The sequence below is a fragment of the Lactococcus sp. LG1267 genome, assembly GCF_017309545.1.
Classification (GTDB): Bacteria; Bacillota; Bacilli; order Lactobacillales; family Streptococcaceae; genus Lactococcus; species Lactococcus petauri.
In genome coordinates this window covers 2,009,457-2,024,888 of sequence record NZ_CP071295.1, presented here as the reverse complement: position 1 = coordinate 2,024,888, position 15,432 = coordinate 2,009,457, and the positions used below count along the sequence as shown (strand labels likewise).

Annotated in this window: 15 protein-coding genes; all 15 read left to right on the top strand. The window is 38.2% G+C overall.

Annotation, left to right across the window (positions count from 1 at the left end; genetic code table 11):
- Positions 1 to 8: 8 nt before the first annotated feature.
- Complete coding sequence (locus tag J0J33_RS09845; protein ID WP_206921726.1) at positions 9 to 1,937, top strand: fructose-specific PTS transporter subunit EIIC; 1,929 nt, start codon at positions 9 to 11, stop codon at positions 1,935 to 1,937.
- A 1-nt stretch (position 1,938) separates the two neighbouring features.
- Positions 1,939 to 2,586, top strand: coding sequence for an HAD family phosphatase (locus tag J0J33_RS09840; protein WP_191673085.1), 648 nt, complete (start codon positions 1,939 to 1,941; stop codon positions 2,584 to 2,586).
- A 154-nt stretch (positions 2,587 to 2,740) separates the two neighbouring features.
- Positions 2,741 to 3,892: an SIS domain-containing protein gene (locus tag J0J33_RS09835; protein WP_206921725.1), complete on the top strand. Its 1,152-nt coding sequence runs from the start codon at positions 2,741 to 2,743 to the stop codon at positions 3,890 to 3,892.
- Positions 3,893 to 3,906: 14 nt separating this feature from the next.
- Positions 3,907 to 4,836, top strand: coding sequence for a tagatose-6-phosphate kinase (gene lacC / locus J0J33_RS09830; protein ID WP_191673083.1), 930 nt, complete (start codon positions 3,907 to 3,909; stop codon positions 4,834 to 4,836).
- A gap of 25 nt (positions 4,837 to 4,861) precedes the next feature.
- Positions 4,862 to 5,719 carry a class II fructose-1,6-bisphosphate aldolase gene (gene fba / locus J0J33_RS09825; RefSeq protein WP_086583168.1) on the top strand — a complete coding sequence of 286 codons (858 nt, stop codon included), beginning with the start codon at positions 4,862 to 4,864 and terminating at the stop codon, positions 5,717 to 5,719.
- 694 nt (positions 5,720 to 6,413) lie between these two features.
- Positions 6,414 to 7,067 carry an HAD family phosphatase gene (locus tag J0J33_RS09820; protein ID WP_206921724.1) on the top strand — a complete coding sequence of 218 codons (654 nt, stop codon included), beginning with the start codon at positions 6,414 to 6,416 and terminating at the stop codon, positions 7,065 to 7,067.
- Positions 7,068 to 7,179: 112 nt separating this feature from the next.
- The gene (locus J0J33_RS09815; protein WP_191673081.1) at positions 7,180 to 8,229 is read left to right on the top strand and encodes a Xaa-Pro peptidase family protein; all 1,050 of its coding nucleotides are present in this window, start codon (positions 7,180 to 7,182) and stop codon (positions 8,227 to 8,229) included.
- Positions 8,230 to 8,385: 156 nt separating this feature from the next.
- A complete protein-coding gene (efp, locus tag J0J33_RS09810; protein WP_003132984.1) occupies positions 8,386 to 8,943 on the top strand; it encodes an elongation factor P in 558 nt (185 codons plus the stop codon).
- Between the two features lie 87 nt (positions 8,944 to 9,030).
- Positions 9,031 to 9,432 (top strand): Asp23/Gls24 family envelope stress response protein, encoded by a 402-nt coding sequence (locus J0J33_RS09805; protein ID WP_019294295.1) that lies wholly within the window; start codon positions 9,031 to 9,033, stop codon positions 9,430 to 9,432.
- Positions 9,425 to 10,399: a transcription antitermination factor NusB gene (gene nusB / locus J0J33_RS09800; RefSeq protein WP_206887702.1), complete on the top strand. Its 975-nt coding sequence runs from the start codon at positions 9,425 to 9,427 to the stop codon at positions 10,397 to 10,399. Before J0J33_RS09805 ends, nusB begins: the two co-directional genes overlap by 8 nt.
- A gap of 763 nt (positions 10,400 to 11,162) precedes the next feature.
- Positions 11,163 to 11,309 (top strand): hypothetical protein, encoded by a 147-nt coding sequence (locus J0J33_RS09795; protein ID WP_206887700.1) that lies wholly within the window; start codon positions 11,163 to 11,165, stop codon positions 11,307 to 11,309.
- A 9-nt stretch (positions 11,310 to 11,318) separates the two neighbouring features.
- Complete coding sequence (locus J0J33_RS09790; protein ID WP_206921723.1) at positions 11,319 to 11,867, top strand: hypothetical protein; 549 nt, start codon at positions 11,319 to 11,321, stop codon at positions 11,865 to 11,867.
- Positions 11,868 to 11,885: 18 nt separating this feature from the next.
- The gene (locus J0J33_RS09785) at positions 11,886 to 12,329 is read left to right on the top strand and encodes a hypothetical protein (protein ID WP_191673078.1); all 444 of its coding nucleotides are present in this window, start codon (positions 11,886 to 11,888) and stop codon (positions 12,327 to 12,329) included.
- Positions 12,330 to 12,913: 584 nt separating this feature from the next.
- On the top strand, positions 12,914 to 14,362 hold the full coding sequence (locus J0J33_RS09780) for a cytochrome ubiquinol oxidase subunit I (protein ID WP_019291587.1): 1,449 nt from the start codon (positions 12,914 to 12,916) through the stop codon (positions 14,360 to 14,362).
- On the top strand, positions 14,359 to 15,354 hold the full coding sequence (cydB, locus tag J0J33_RS09775; protein ID WP_206887694.1) for a cytochrome d ubiquinol oxidase subunit II: 996 nt from the start codon (positions 14,359 to 14,361) through the stop codon (positions 15,352 to 15,354). The genes J0J33_RS09780 and cydB overlap by 4 nt, the downstream gene beginning before the upstream one ends.
- Positions 15,355 to 15,432 lie beyond the last annotated feature (78 nt).

Below are 15,432 nucleotides of genomic sequence, written 5' to 3'. Positions count from 1 at the left end.
GAGGATTTATGGGAAACTATAAAATAATCGCTGCGACAGGTTGTCCAACAGGGATAGCACACACGTTTATGGCACAGGAAGCTTTAGAAGCAGCGGCAAAAAAAGCAGGTGTATCAATCAAGGTGGAAACACATGGACAGATTGGTGTAGAAAATGAATTGACAAACGAGGACATTCGTCATGCAGAAGCTGTAATTATTGCAGCCGATAAAGATGTCCATGCTGAGCGTTTTGCCGGTAAACGGGTCATTGAAGTTTCTGTTTTAGCAGGGATTAAAGAGGCAGACCACTTGATTAAGGATGCCCTAGCTGGCAAAGGAAAAATCAAAGATGGCACAGCCACTTCGGAAAATACCTCAACAGCACCAGATGTATCTAAAATCGGGCACAGCATCTACAAAAACCTTATGAACGGTGTCTCGCATATGTTGCCTTTCGTTGTTGCTGGTGGTGTTTTGATTGCAATTTCTTTTGCAGTTTGGGGGATCCATTCTGCAGAACCAGATCATGCTACATATAATGCCACAGCAGCGATGATCAAGGATATTGGCGGACAAGCTATGGGAATGATGGTACCAATATTGTCAGCTTTCATTGCTGAAAGCATTGCTAAGCGTCCCGCGCTTGTCGCAGGTTTGATTGGTGGTATCGTAGCAAATGCAGGTGGCGCAGGGTTCTTAGGAGGAATTCTATCAGGCTTCTTAGCGGGTTACTTAATTCTTTTCCTTCAAAAACTCTTGCGTAAGATGCCCAAATCTCTTGATGGATTAAAAGCTGTCTTTATTTTACCGGTTCTAGGAGTGGCAATTGTCGGAATAGCTATGTATTTGCTGGCAGCTCCTATGGAAGCCATCAATCAAGCTATGATGAATTTCTTGGCTGGATTTGAAAACAGTAACCCGATTGTTTTAGGACTTATTGTTGGTTCAATGTGTGCCTTTGATATGGGAGGTCCGGTCAACAAAGCTGCCTATGTTACAGGTACAGCGCTCTTAGCTCAAGGAAATTACTCCTTTATGGCAGGTGTGTCAGCTGCTTGTATTGCGCCGCCATTGATTACAAGTGTTGCAACGCTTGTATTTAGAAAATATTACAATACTGAAGAACGTAATGCAGGGATTGTGAACCTCATCTTAGGTTCCACACATATCACTGAGGGCGCAATTCCTTTTGCAGCCAAAAATCCCTTGATTATTTTGCCTATTTTTATGGTGGGTTCTTCAATAGCTTCAATTTTAACTTATCTTTTCGGAGTAAAGGTTCCTGCGCCACATGGAGGATTTCTGGTTTTACCTGTTGTCACAGGTGCTTTCCAATGGGTTTTATCAATTTTGATTGGTTCGGCAGTAGGTGGAATTTTACTTGGCCTCTATCAAAAACAACGCTGGGAGAAGGAAAAACGTGAAAATAAAGAATTAGCCACTGAAGAAATTCTAGCTCCCTCTGCATTCCTCTCTGAAAATGACGTCTTTCTCCATCAGACATTCAATACACGAGATGAAATGTTCGACTTTTTAGCAGAAAAAACAATCCAACGAGGAATCGCTACACACAAGGAAGAAATCAAGGAAAAGTTAGTGGCGCGTGAACTTGAAGGAACTACAGGAATGATGGACGGCTTTGCCATACCACATGCTAAATCGTCAAATATTAATAAAGCCAGTTTGATTATTGTAAAAAATGAGAAAGGCATTGCTTGGGATAGCTTAGATGGTCAACCAATTACCTTTATCATTGGACTTTTTATACCCGAACATCAAAAAGGAACGGCACACCTACAATTGCTCTCTTCTGTTGCGAAAATGCTCATGATACCTGCGGTGATAGATCAGCTAAAAGCAGCGAACAGCCAAGCGGAGATTGTGTCAATCATTAACCAAAAACTAGTTGAAAATAGTGAGGAAGCTTCAGAAAGCCTTGTATATGCAGGAGTATAAGATGAGCTTTAATACGATTATCTTTGATATGGACGGTGTTTTAATCGATACGGAGTATCATTATGCCCAAGTATTTGATGCCTTTTTCGATAAAAAGGGCATTCCGTTAGCACATCTAAATCGGCGTGAGCTTTTAGGGCGCCCTCTGAGAGACTTGTGGCCGTTCATTTTGGGAGAAGATTTTGATAAGAAAGATGCGGCAAGGTTACAAAAAGAGTTCTTCACCTATAAAAAGAGTAGCCATTTTCCCATCGAGGAAATGCTGTTTCCTGATGTGAAAGTTGTCCTGCAACGCTTGTCTGAAACAAAACTAAAGATTGGTTTAGCCACAAGTTCGTCACACGATGAAATTGCAGAAGTTCTTGATACACATAATCTTCGTAAATATTTTGAGGTTATCTCATCTGGCGAAGATTTTCCAGAGTCTAAGCCCCATCCTGCCGTTTATTTGTCTGCTATGAAGCAGTTGAATGCCAGAGCATCTGATGTGCTTGTCATTGAAGATTCACCCAATGGTATTGCAGCGGGAAAAGCAGCGGGAGCAACCGTTTGGGCGATTAGAGATCAACGATTTGATAGTGACCAGAGTCAGGCAGACAGACATGTTGAGCATTTAACTGAAGTACTGGAAATTCTTGGCTTTTCATGATGTGACGAAATAATTCTATGGAGCATTGAAACATTCCCTTGAAATCAGGAAAAATTTCCGTTTTGGTAAAGTGCCATTTGGAAAATTTTCCTATGGTTATCACCTTATAATAGATACCATAAGCTTAAAGAAAAATAGAAATCGAGGGAATAATATGCTTCAATTACCAGAAGAACGACTCAAAGAACTAGGTGCGGCTATCACCGTTAAAGAAACTTTAGGGCAGCCAGACTTATGGCGCAAGGTTTTCGCAGAATACGCAGAAAGAAAAACAGAGATTGATGCTTTCTTAGCAACACTTATCGAAAAACATGGCTTTATCCGAGTTATTTTCACTGGGGCAGGTAGCTCGCAGTATGTGGGTGACACCGTACTTAAAAGTTTAATTGAGCTGGGAGATACGAAACATTTCCGTTTTGAATCAATCGGAACAACAGATATCGTAGCGGCACCACAAGCTACGTTGGATCAGAATACACCGACCTTGTTGGTTTCATTTGCACGCAGCGGAAACTCCCCTGAATCCGTTGCAGCAGTCAATATTGTAGAAGAGCTAGTCCAAGACAGTTATCAGTTGGTAATTACTTGCGCTAAAGAAGGCAAGCTCGCTCAGCAAGCCCTCACGATGGAAAATGCGTTGACTTGCATCTTGCCAGATGAGTCTAACGATAAAGGGTTTGCAATGACAGGATCATGCAGTTCAATGACGCTTTTATCAACGCTTATTTTTTCAACAGAAGAACTTTCGGATAAAGAAAAGCAGGTCAGCATTGCCGCGGATTTAGCTGCAGATGTTTTTCAGCGAGAAACGGAAATTGTAAGTTTTTTAAATGACGATACAGACCGGATGGTTTACGTGAGCTCAAGTACACTTTCAGGTTTTGTACGTGAAGCTCAACTCAAGGTTTTGGAATTAACGGCAGGAAAAATAGCAACCATGTTTGACAGCTCGATGGGCTTCCGTCATGGACCTAAATCTTTCATTAATGAAAATACTGTCGTTTTCGTCTTTGCTGCCAATAACGCTTATACACGTCAATATGATTTGGATCTCTACAAAGAGGTTGCCGGTGATGCAATTGCTCAGCGAACAGTCGTCATCGGACAAAATCTTACTGAAGGTTTTACGTATAAGGAAGCGCCAGAGCTTAAAGAAGCCTATCTTGTCTTCCCAGCATTTGCATTTGCTCATGTCATTGCCTTGAATGCTTCAATTTTGGTGAAAAACACGCCTGATACACCCTCAGCATCAGGCACAGTGAACCGTGTCGTAAAAGGTGTGATTATCCATCCTCTGGAAAAATAGGAGAGCAGTAAACCATGAGTATTTTAACAGTCACACTCAATCCTGCTATCGATATTTCTTATCTATTGGAAGCCTTTCACTTAAATACGGTCAATCGTGTGGCACAGGTTGGTAAAACGGCTGGTGGTAAAGGGCTTAATGTATCACGTGTGCTGAAAGAACTAGGTGCAGATGTCTTGGCGACAGGATTTGCTGACGATATCTTAGGTGCGGAGATTGTCGAGAACTTAAAAAGTGAAGGTATTGATAGTCGATTTACTAAGATTTCTGGGAAGACACGCAACTGTATTGCGATTTTACACGAAGGACAACAGACCGAGATTTTAGAAAAAGGACCACGGATTTTAAGGGAAGAAGCAGAAGAGTTTATTGACAATTTTAAAGCAATGTTAGCTGAAGTTGAAGCAATTGCCATTTCAGGTTCTCTGCCTGATGGCTTACAGGAAACTTTCTATTCTGAGCTTATCGCAATTGCCAACAAGCAGGAGAAAATAGTTGTTTTGGATTGTTCGGGGCGCTCACTTGAAGCAGTGCTTAAAAACCCACATAAGCCAAGTGTAATCAAACCCAACTTGGAAGAGTTGACGGATTTGTTAGGGAAGGAAGTCACCTTAGAAAATATCAAAGAAAGTTTACAGGATAGGCTTTTTAACGGTATTGAGTGGATTGTGGTTTCTCTTGGAAAAGAAGGCGCGTTTGCTAAAGTTTCCAATGACTTTTATCGTGTGCAAATCCCCCAAATAGTTGTAGTAAATCCTGTCGGATCCGGTGATGCGACTGTTGCAGGACTTGTTTATGGGATAAGCCAGAATGAAACGGTTGAGAATACCTTGAAAGGTGCTAATGTATGTGGCATGCTCAATGCGCAGGAGGCGAAGACAGGTCATATTAATCGGACAAATTATCAAGCTTTGTTTGACCAACTCAAAGTAGAAAAACTATAAAACAAAGACGCGAAGAGGAGAAAAAATGGTACTTGTAAAAAGTAAAGAAATGATAGAAAAGGCATTTAAAAATGGCTATGCCATTGGTGCTTTTAATGCAGAAAATATGGAAATGGCGGAAGCAATCGTAGAAGCAGCGCAAGAGATGAATGCCCCCGTCATTGTCCAAACAACTTCGGGTACGCTCAATACGACCCCCCCAGAAATGTTCTACCATATGGTTAAAGCAGCAGCAGACAAGGTCTCAGTGCCTGTAGTGATGCATCTTGATCATGGGGATGATTTTGAGCGTGTAGCACGTTGCTTACGTACAGGTTATACTTCGGTAATGATTGACGCTTCGAAAAAAACATTTGAAGAAAATGTCGCAATAACCGAAGAAGTGGTCAAGATGGCACATTCGATGGGTATTCCAGTAGAAGCTGAACTAGGTATTGTTGGTGGCAAAGAAGATGGCAATAATGCAGAGACGGTAGCTTTTACCGATCCAGAAGAAGCTGAAAAATTTGTCAAAGCTACAAATGTTGACTTTTTAGCTATTGGCATCGGCAACTCACATGGCTTTTACAAAGCAGAGCCAAAGTTACAATATGATATCTTAGAGGCTGTCAAAGCGAAAACGGGTGATGTACCATTGGTCCTTCACGGCACGTCAGGAATCCCTGACGAAGATGTTTCAAAAGCTGTTGCTATGGGCATTGCTAAGGTTAACTATGCCACTGAACTCCGCGCTGTTTTCACAAATGCTATCAAATCCTACATCTCCGAAGATGAAAAAGTCGTAGATCCGAAAAAATACAACTCCGCAGCTAAACAAGCAGTCAAAGAACTTGTGAAACAAAAAATTCAAGTGCTTGGTTCTGATGGAAAAGCTGAGGAGTGATGGTACGTATATAACACATTAATATCCCCCAAAATAAAGCTTTAAAAGTGAAGCTTTATTTTTTTATGCATATATACATAAATATGTAACAATAATGTAAAGTAGAGTAAGGAAATAGGAAATACTTTTAGCTTAATGAGATATACTCTTCTTGATATCACATTATTTTGATGTTATAATAAAGGTAAATAAAAAGGACTTGCTTCCAACAAGTCCAATGTAGCCGATTAAAAGTCGGTGGCAGAATTAAAGATCTAAGAACCGTTAACTCTCCAAAGCTAGACGGTTCTTATTTTTTTTTGTGATTGTTTCAATCAACAAAACGATAAATGTGAGCAAGCTAATAAGTAAACTACAAACTGCAGTTACTAATAGTGCTACATTAATCAATAAGTATGCTCCTTTCTGTTGGATTTTGCACTTACATTCATAAGCCTCACCACCTTTCAAGAACCACCGTCTACTAAACTTCTACACAGCAATTATAATATATTGGTTAATAGAGAAATCAAGGAGAAATCTTATCGAAAGAAAGCTTCTTATCCAGGTTAGAACTGCTTTTCTACTGGTTTCGTCCACTGTTTAATAAAAAATACTGAAAATTAATATTTTGGTGTATTTTCTTTCTCCAAGTATTTCCAATCATTATATCTAATATAAAAAAATAACCGCTTACTTATCCTATAATAAAGCTATGAAATTTAAAGCAATTGTATTTGATATGGACGGTGTTTTGGTAGATTCAGAACGTTTTCACTCTAAGGTTTTAGATAACTTTTTCGTTGAAAGTGGTATTGATGCTAGCCATTTAACACCAAAAGATTTTGTCGGCAGTGTTTTGAAAGACATGTGGCCAAAAGTATTACGTGATGAGTTTACAGAGGCGCGTGCAGCGCAAGTGCACCAAGATTTCTTAGATTACGATGCACAATTTCCGATTCCTTATAAGGAGCTACTTTTACCTGGTGTTACGGACGCCTTGAAGACATTTTCAGAAAAGGGGTATAAAATGGCCGTAGCTTCAAGCTCTCATCGTCATGAGAATGCTGAAGTCTTGGATACGCATGATTTACGCCAGTATTTTGAGTTTTTCTTGTCAGGGCAGGATGAGTTTGAGCAGTCTAAACCTAATCCAGCTATTTATCTGGCTGCTATGGGAAAGCTTGGTGTAGAACCTTCAGAAACCCTGATTATTGAAGATTCGCATTATGGTATTATGGCTGGTAAGGCGGCTGGAGCCACTGTTTGGGCGGTTAAGGATAACTATTTCGGTATTAATCAAGAACAAGCAGACCGTTTTATTGAGACACTTACGGATGCCAAAAATTTGTTGGCGGAATCAGAATAAAGGAAAGAACTTCTGCTTTTAGGAGTTCTTTTTTCTCTAGATAAAGATTCAATATTATAGTTCAGACTTTGTTATAATAGAAGAAAACATCCCAATTAAAAAGGAGAAATCAATGAGAATCAGTAACTTAAAAGAAAAAATAGCACGAGAAAATTTAGATGGCTTAATCCTTACTGATATGAAAAATATCTACTATTTGACGGGTTTTTCGGGTACAGCTGGAACGATTTTCATGACAGCAGAACATTCCTACTTTATGACGGATGATCGTTATATTGGAATTGCACGCCAATTGATTACGGGGTTTGAAACCATCCAGACACGTGATGCCTTATCTGAAATTGCTGCCCTTGCTGAAGACCTTCAAACTATTGGTTTTGAAGATACAGTTGATTTTGCATTTTATCGTGTATTAGCGGAAAAATTAAAGAAAGCGAAACTTGTTCCTACGACAAATTTTGTAGCTGAGCTGCGCCAAATCAAAGAGGTCGATGAAATCGCCACAATCAAGAAAGCTTGTCAAATTGCTGATAAGGCCTTTGAAGCTGTATTGAGATATATCGAGCCAGGCAGAACAGAAATAGAAGTCGCTAATTTTCTTGACTTTAAAATGCGAGAAATGGGCGCAAGTGGCATCTCTTTTGACACAATCGTTGCTTCAGGAAAACGCAGCAGTTTGCCACATGGAGTAGCAACCCATAAAATGATTGAGTTTGGGGACCCTGTAACCATTGATTTTGGCTGTTATTACAATCATTATGCAAGTGACATGACAAGAACAGTCTTTGTTGGCGAAGCAAGTCCGAAGATGCGTGAAATCTATCAGACAGTACGTCAGGCAAATGAAGCTCTGATCACCGAAGCAAAAGAAGGCATGTCTCTTGCTGACTTTGACAAAGTGCCGCGCGATGTCATTGAAGCAGCCTCATATGGAGAATACTTTACACATGGGATTGGTCATGGTTTAGGCTTAGATGTACATGAAATTCCTTACTTTGGTGCTAAAGCAAAAGGAGCACTCAAGTCCAATATGGTCGTTACGGATGAACCAGGAATCTATATTCCTGACTTTGGTGGTGTACGGATAGAAGACGATTTGCTTATTACTGAGGAGGGCTGTCAGGTACTGACCCAATCGCCGAAAGAACTTCTCGTTCTTTAATTTGAATTCTTGCTTCATGAGCTTCATTTGCTCTAAAGTTTGTCTGAAGGAAACAAACAGACATTTGAAAAAAGGGTGAATTTGTGCTAAAATGAATTGTTAAAAGCTGCCTCTTTGGGCGGTAAATAGAATATTCACTAGGAGATATATATAATTATGGTAGCAGCAAAAGACCTCAAAGCCGGAATGACATTTTTGAACGGAGACAAACTCCTCCGTGTTATGGAAGCAAGTCACCACAAACCAGGTAAAGGTAACACAATCATGCGTATGAAGTTGCGTGATGTGCGTTCAGGCTCTACATTTGACGATACATACCGTCCAGAAGACAAATTTGAACAAGCTGTGATTGATACAGTAGCTGCACAATATCTTTACCAAATGGACGATACAGCTTTCTTCATGAACAACGAAACATATGATCAATATGAAATTCCTGTTGAACAAGTTAAAGAAGAATTACTCTATGTTCTTGAAAATACAGATGTAAAAATCCAATTTTACGGTACAGAAGTAATCGGGCTTCAATTGCCAACGACTGTCGTACTTGAAGTCGCTGAAACTCAACCTTCTATCAAAGGTGCAACAGTAACAGGGTCAGGTAAACCAGCAACAATGGAAACAGGCTTAGTTGTCAATGTCCCTGACTTTGTTGAAGCAGGAACAAAACTTGAAATCAATACACAAACAGGTGAATACCTTAAACGTGCATAAGCCGTTTTGGCTAGCCCTCACACAAGTTGAGGAGTTATAAAAGCCTTGCTCCACGGAGAAACAAAAGAAAAGATAGAGGAGATAAATATGGCAGATACAACTGTTCATACTGAAGAACTTGGTGAAATCGTTATTGCACCGGAAGTTCTTGAAGTAATTATCGGTATCACAACTGCAAAAATCGATGGTGTTTATGCATTACGTAATAAGCATTTTTCAGATAGCCTCGGCAAAAAATCAGAAGGCCGTGGTGTTTATATCGAAAGTAAAGACGACAAAGTTGTTGTCAATATCTATGTTTACTTGGCTTTTGGTATTAACGTACCACAAGTAGCCATGAATATTCAAAAAGAAGTGAAAGAAGCAGTTGAACAAGCAACAGAAATCGTAATTGATGATGTGAACATCCACGTAGTAGGTATCGTTCCTGAAAAATTACCAAAACCAAGCTTTGACGATTTGTTTGATGAGGGTTTCTTTGATGCCTAACAAGCTAACGCAACATAGCATTCGTCAGCGCACTGTGCAAACTCTTTTTGAATACGAAATCAGAAAAGCAATGTCAGAAACAGTTTTGACAGAGTTTAAAAATAATGTCGAAAAGATTAATCGTGAATTGGCAAAACCGATTCGTTTTGATGTTGCCTATAAAGATGAACGTATCACAGTGCGTGATTTTCCACGCTTTTTCACAAAACCATTAAAAGAAATTGATAAGATTTATGAAATTTTAGATATTCCAAACCGTGAAAAAACTGCTGTTTACAAAGCTTTGAGTTTTATTCGTGATTTTGGTGGTTATACGAAACGTATGACGGATCAAGAAGCTATTGATTTGTATAAAGATGTCTTTATGAATCTGAACTTGGTACGCCTTTTCAATATTGAGCTTGAAGAAGAAAATATTGCGGTTCGTGTTCGTGATTTCTTGCGTGCAAGTTTCCGATCAGAGACACCAGAGCAAAAATTAGAAGTTTTCAACCGAGTTTTCTCTGATGTTCATGCAAGTGTTCGTGAAAAGATTACAGTTGAATTATTCAAGCCTTTGACTGTTCAAAATGAAGTTGCTGAAATTTTGGCGATGACTGAGCCAAAATTTGCCACAGCTTCTAAAGATATCTTAGTCCAAGCTAAAACTTTTGCTTTGAATTATGATAACACTACAGATGAACCCGTAGAAGCACCAGCTTATTTTTCCGAATTGGTCGATGGCATCTTAGAAAAACAAAATGTTCTTGATGCTGCCTTATCTGATCATTTAGCAAAAGGTTGGACTTTCTCGCGCTTAACCACAGTGGAGCAAGCTTTACTTCGTTTAGGTGCTTATGAAATCCTCTTTACTGAAACTCCGGATTTGGTTGCTATTGATGAGTCGATCGAACTGGCTAAAGATTTCAGTGATGAAAAATCAAGTAAGTTTATCAACGGTATGTTGACTAATTTAATTAAAAAATAAAATAAAAGACACAGAAAATTTCTATTTTTGTGTCTTTTTTTTGGACGTTTAAAATTAATAAATTATAGAAAATGATTGTATTTTGATTACACCTACTGACTATTGAATATTATTTTTGGGAAAATAATCCCAAGATAATCACACAATGAAAAAGTGTGTATAAAATAAAGAGACGTAGGACAAAAGTTTATAACGATTTTCGTTCTGTATGTTTAAAATATAATTTATCTGTTGACTATGTGTGTTACTATTGTCGTGCAAATATTCATTAAAATCGAAGATAAATAGTATGAGTGCATAGTATTGATTTACTAAAATAGATTTTCGGATGTTTTGGACAAAATTTTTTATCATATATACTTTTAAGTTTTACTTTACTAGTCCTTACGGGTATTATTTATGTTCTACTTTTACTTCTTTCCAAAGATTCTTTAATTAAGCTGTTAAGGTAAAGAGTTGAAAAGTTTTGTGAATTTTGAACTTGTGGTAATGTTACTCTTGGATAAATTTTAGATATTGAATCTATTATATTATTAGATTTTGGAAATCTTTTATTTTTTAAATATGATTTATTCAAAGATGATATACTGAAACACAACTAATTGAAAAGACATTCCATGAAGTTGATGACTAAAAGTGGTACTCTAATAAATTCTAGTGTATTGTGACCTTCTTTTTTACAAAAAAGTTCATAGATGATTTTACTAGGATTTTAACTTGTGATACACTGAACATATCAATAAGAATATAAAAGGAGATTTTTGTGAAAAAAAGTATCGTATTGTCGGGAATTAGCCTATCTTTTGCTGTAGGTTTAATGTTGTTTGGGACAAGTTCAGTCTCTGCTTCTGGTAAGGTAGGGGAAGTTTCAAATAGAAAAATGAGTATTGAAGAATACAAAAAAACTTAATTCACTGGAATGAAAGACTCTGATAAAATTTTGCCTTTGAGTGATGGTGGCTTTTTATTTGGAGAAATGGAAACCTTTGATGAAGTTACAGGAGAACGAACAGTTCAGAACTCAAAAACTGATCCTAATTCTATAACTGTTGCTGAAGCTAAAATAATAGATGAAAAAAACTTTAGAAATAGTTTTACCCTCAATGAGTTCGTAACCCCACGATATCCAAGTCCTTCAAGAAAATTATATGTTTTAAAACCCTTAGCTTCTTATTTATCGAATCCTTTTTCAGGAAGTGGATGGCAATTTGCTGGGTATCTGTTTGGTACTACTACTGCAGGTAAAACAACAATTCGTTGGACATCTATAGGAGACTCTGGGAAGGCAGGTGACAAGACGGATGCTTATAATACATATTTGACAGGGGGAAATGCTTATGGTATATATTTAAATCAAGGTGTACCAAAAGATGTTTATCCAACAGATGGTGGGCCTGACTTGACATACTATTCTTGGAATCCTGCTCCAGGTTCGAGATACAGAGCTCAAAATCCTTATTCATATTAAAATTGAAAGGAGCTTTATATGAAACATAAAACTAAAATTTTTCTATTTGGAGGTTTAACTTTAATTGCAGTAGGATTTTCTATCCCAAAAGTTGCTGAAGCAATTAATCTAACTTCAAATGAAAAGGAAACTCAAACTAATAACTCCAATGAAAATCTAGCAATTGAAATAGCTTTACAAGATTTTTCTAGTTTAGAAGAATTTAACAATTATTTTCTTGAATATGATTCAAAGGGTAATGCTAGCTTAATATCTGATGACACTTTTATTATTCCTGATACTTTAGGTGACAATGGCTCAACTAAACAACACGGCTGGTCTGAGTTTCCTTCTGAGAAAGAGGCAGGTGATGTAAGTGTTTACGATGAAATTACAGGTCATACTACCTATCAAACCAAATCAGACGGAGCTACAGTGAGAGAAATTAGAAAAGTACTTTCTGAACGTGGGGATACTAAATAAACTAAAAAGAGTCTGAGGAATTTATTACTTACTTGGAGTTTCATAAAATTTCTGTATTTGGGGTGAAAGCTTGAAACTGGTTAAGAAGTATCCCTTCCGGTCTCTAATTTTGGTTACCTTATGTTGAATCAAACAGCTAAGTGCCTACTAAATGATTTGCTTAATATGCCTATAGGCATGATTTTATTCTTCTTGGTATACCTTGTATCTACGGTATTAATTTAACTTATGAAGAATTTAAACTAATATTTAAAGAACTTAATTTTATGAAAAATGTTTCTTTCATTGGGCGACTTGAGGACTGTCTTGGAGAACTTATCCTTCCAGCAAAATCAGGGCAGGATCTTAAGATAATCAAGGTAGAAGATAAGATCTAAAAAGAAATACTGCTGTCAAAAGCAGTGTTTTTTCGTGTCAATTTGAACACTAAAGATGATGCTGTATAAGAAATGTATCAGAATCTTAAATTTATAAACAAATTCCTTTTCGATACGCTTTCATAGTGTTACAATGAATTGTAATTAATTTTTTGTTAGTCTCGAAAATTGTGTACTTTTACCTTTATTCGAGCAATAGGAGGCTTTATGTTGACAATTGAAACTCTCGCGCGTTTCCAGTTTGGCATGACCACAATCTTCCACTTTTTCTTTGTTCCCCTTTCGATAGGGTTAACATTGATGACCTTTATTATGGAAGCATTGTATGTTAAAACGGGCGATGAGAAATGGAAAACACGTACCAAATTCTTTGGTGCAATCATGCTATTATCTTTTGCCGTCGGAGTCGTGACTGGTATTATTCAGGAATTCCAATTTGGGATGAACTGGTCAGACTATTCACGATTTGTCGGTGATATCTTTGGAGCACCACTTGCTGTAGAAGCACTGCTTGCATTCTTTATGGAATCAACATTCTTGGGTGTTTGGATGTTTGGTTGGGACCGTATAGGCAAAAAGTTGCACTTGGCGGCACTTGGCTTAGTTATGGTTGGAACTTGGCTTTCTTCACTTTGGATTTTGGCAGCGAACAGCTTCATGCAAAATCCAGTGGGCTATGAAGTTATTGATGGTCGTGCAACATTGACCAGTTTCTCAGCTTTATTGACAAACCCACAAACAACCTTAGAATTTACCCACGTTATCACAGGGTCATTCTTAACTGGTGGATTTGCGGTTGCCGGTATCTCTGCATTCCAAATCCTTAAAAAACGTGAAGCTGATTTCTTTAAACCAGCTTTGCGTTTAGGACTCTTAGTTGCTTTGATCGGTGCGATGGGGAACTTCGTGGCTGGTGACCAACAAATGTTGGAAGTTAAAAACACTCAACCGATGAAATTCTCAGCGACAGAGGGTGTTTATGAAACAACAGAGGATCCAGCAGCTTGGGACATGATTGCTTTCTTTAACGAAGCTGATCATAAGTCTGTTTTCGGTGTGCGCATACCGTACGTGCTGTCAATCTTGACCTACCACCGTCCTTCAGGTTCAGTTGAGGGGATGAATCAAATCAACAAGGAACTGGAAGCTAAATATGGTGATCATCTGAATTACTATCCACCAGTTACAGTTCTCTTCTATACATTCCGTATTATGGCTGGTTTGAGCATGTACTTCATGTTAATTTCAGCTCTTGGGCTCTTCTGGACACGCCGTAAGAAACCTTGGATGTATGAAAAACCTGGAATGATGCGTCTTTATGGTTGGTCAATGTTCTTACCATTCCTTGCCATCACTTCTGGTTGGTTGGTAACTGAGTTGGGACGTTATCCATGGACTGTATATGGACTCTTTACCATCAAAGACTCTGTTTCACCTAACGTTTCAGTAGGAAGTTTACTCTTCTCAAATATCGTTTACTTCCTTCTTTTCTGTGTCTTAGGTACAATCATGATTATCTTGACACGCCGTATTATGCGTGATAGTGCACATAAGGCAGAAACAGCTTATGTTGATTTAGATCCATTCAGTAGCCATAATCTTGGGAAAGACAAGCATTCTAAATCAGAAGAAAAAGAAGAGGAGGCTTTGAAATGAGCGGATTACAATTATTTTGGTTTATCTTAATTGCAGTGCTCTTTGGGGGATTCTTCTTCCTCGAAGGCTTCGACTTTGGTGTAGGAATGAGCGTTTTGGCTTTGGCACGCAATAAACGTGAAGTCAACCAAGCAATTGCTACAATCGGTCCTTTCTGGGATATGAACGAAGTATGGCTCTTGACAGCCGGCGGTGCTATGTTTGCCAGCTTCCCTTATTGGTATGCTTCACTTTTCTCTGGCTATTATAATATCTTATTATTAATACTCGCCTGCTTGATTTTACGTGGGGTAACCTTTGAGTTTCGTCACCGTAGCGAATCAGAAAAAGTAGAGCGTGGCTGGGAAATAATTTTAGGAGTGACAAGCTTCTTTATTCCTTTCTTGTTTGGGCTTATGTTTACCAGCATGATTCAAGGTGTTCCAATGGATGCACGCGGTGATATCTATGCCAGCTTCACAACATATGTAAACCCACTTTCGCTTGTTGGTGGTGTTGCTGTAGCTTTGATGAGTTTCTTGCATGGTTTGAACTACATTGCTTTGAAGACAGAAGGAAACATGCGCAAACGTGCGAATGACCTTGCAAACAAACTTTACTTTGTGCTTTATGCAGGTGAAGTTGTCTTTGCTCTCTTGATTGATATGAAGACAGATTTCATTGAAAAACATGCAGCTTTAACAATTGGCTTGTTAGCCGTTATCGTTCTCTTGACTGTTTTTGCACATGTTTCGGTTGCTAAAAAACGTGAAATGTCAGCATTCCTATCTTCTGGTTTGACTTTCCTTGCATTGGTTGCTTTACTTTTCCAAGGGTTGTTCCCACGTGTAATGATCGCTGAAAATCCGGCTTACAGCATCTTGATTAAGGACGCAAGCTCAACACACTATACTTTGACAACCATGTCCTACATCACAATAGCAATCTTGCCATTTGTGCTTGCTTATATGGCTTGGACTTACTACATTTTCAGAAAACGTATCAGTGAATAATTGATTCTAAAATTCCTTTTTTAAAGGAATTTTTTATTAGACAAAAGTGAAGAAGAGCATGAATTTATAAGCAGTTTC

Coding starts and splice junctions, on each gene's coding strand:
- efp (WP_003132984.1), top strand. CDS start 8,386: ATGGTAGCAGCAAAAGACCTCAAAGCCGGAATGACATTTTTGAACGGA.
- J0J33_RS09805 (WP_019294295.1), top strand. CDS start 9,031: ATGGCAGATACAACTGTTCATACTGAAGAACTTGGTGAAATCGTTATT.
- cydB (WP_206887694.1), top strand. CDS start 14,359: ATGAGCGGATTACAATTATTTTGGTTTATCTTAATTGCAGTGCTCTTT.
- J0J33_RS09845 (WP_206921726.1), top strand. CDS start 9: ATGGGAAACTATAAAATAATCGCTGCGACAGGTTGTCCAACAGGGATA.
- J0J33_RS09785 (WP_191673078.1), top strand. CDS start 11,886: ATGAAACATAAAACTAAAATTTTTCTATTTGGAGGTTTAACTTTAATT.
- nusB (WP_206887702.1), top strand. CDS start 9,425: ATGCCTAACAAGCTAACGCAACATAGCATTCGTCAGCGCACTGTGCAA.
- J0J33_RS09790 (WP_206921723.1), top strand. CDS start 11,319: ATGAAAGACTCTGATAAAATTTTGCCTTTGAGTGATGGTGGCTTTTTA.
- J0J33_RS09835 (WP_206921725.1), top strand. CDS start 2,741: ATGCTTCAATTACCAGAAGAACGACTCAAAGAACTAGGTGCGGCTATC.
- fba (WP_086583168.1), top strand. CDS start 4,862: ATGGTACTTGTAAAAAGTAAAGAAATGATAGAAAAGGCATTTAAAAAT.
- J0J33_RS09780 (WP_019291587.1), top strand. CDS start 12,914: ATGTTGACAATTGAAACTCTCGCGCGTTTCCAGTTTGGCATGACCACA.
- J0J33_RS09840 (WP_191673085.1), top strand. CDS start 1,939: ATGAGCTTTAATACGATTATCTTTGATATGGACGGTGTTTTAATCGAT.
- lacC (WP_191673083.1), top strand. CDS start 3,907: ATGAGTATTTTAACAGTCACACTCAATCCTGCTATCGATATTTCTTAT.
- J0J33_RS09820 (WP_206921724.1), top strand. CDS start 6,414: ATGAAATTTAAAGCAATTGTATTTGATATGGACGGTGTTTTGGTAGAT.
- J0J33_RS09815 (WP_191673081.1), top strand. CDS start 7,180: ATGAGAATCAGTAACTTAAAAGAAAAAATAGCACGAGAAAATTTAGAT.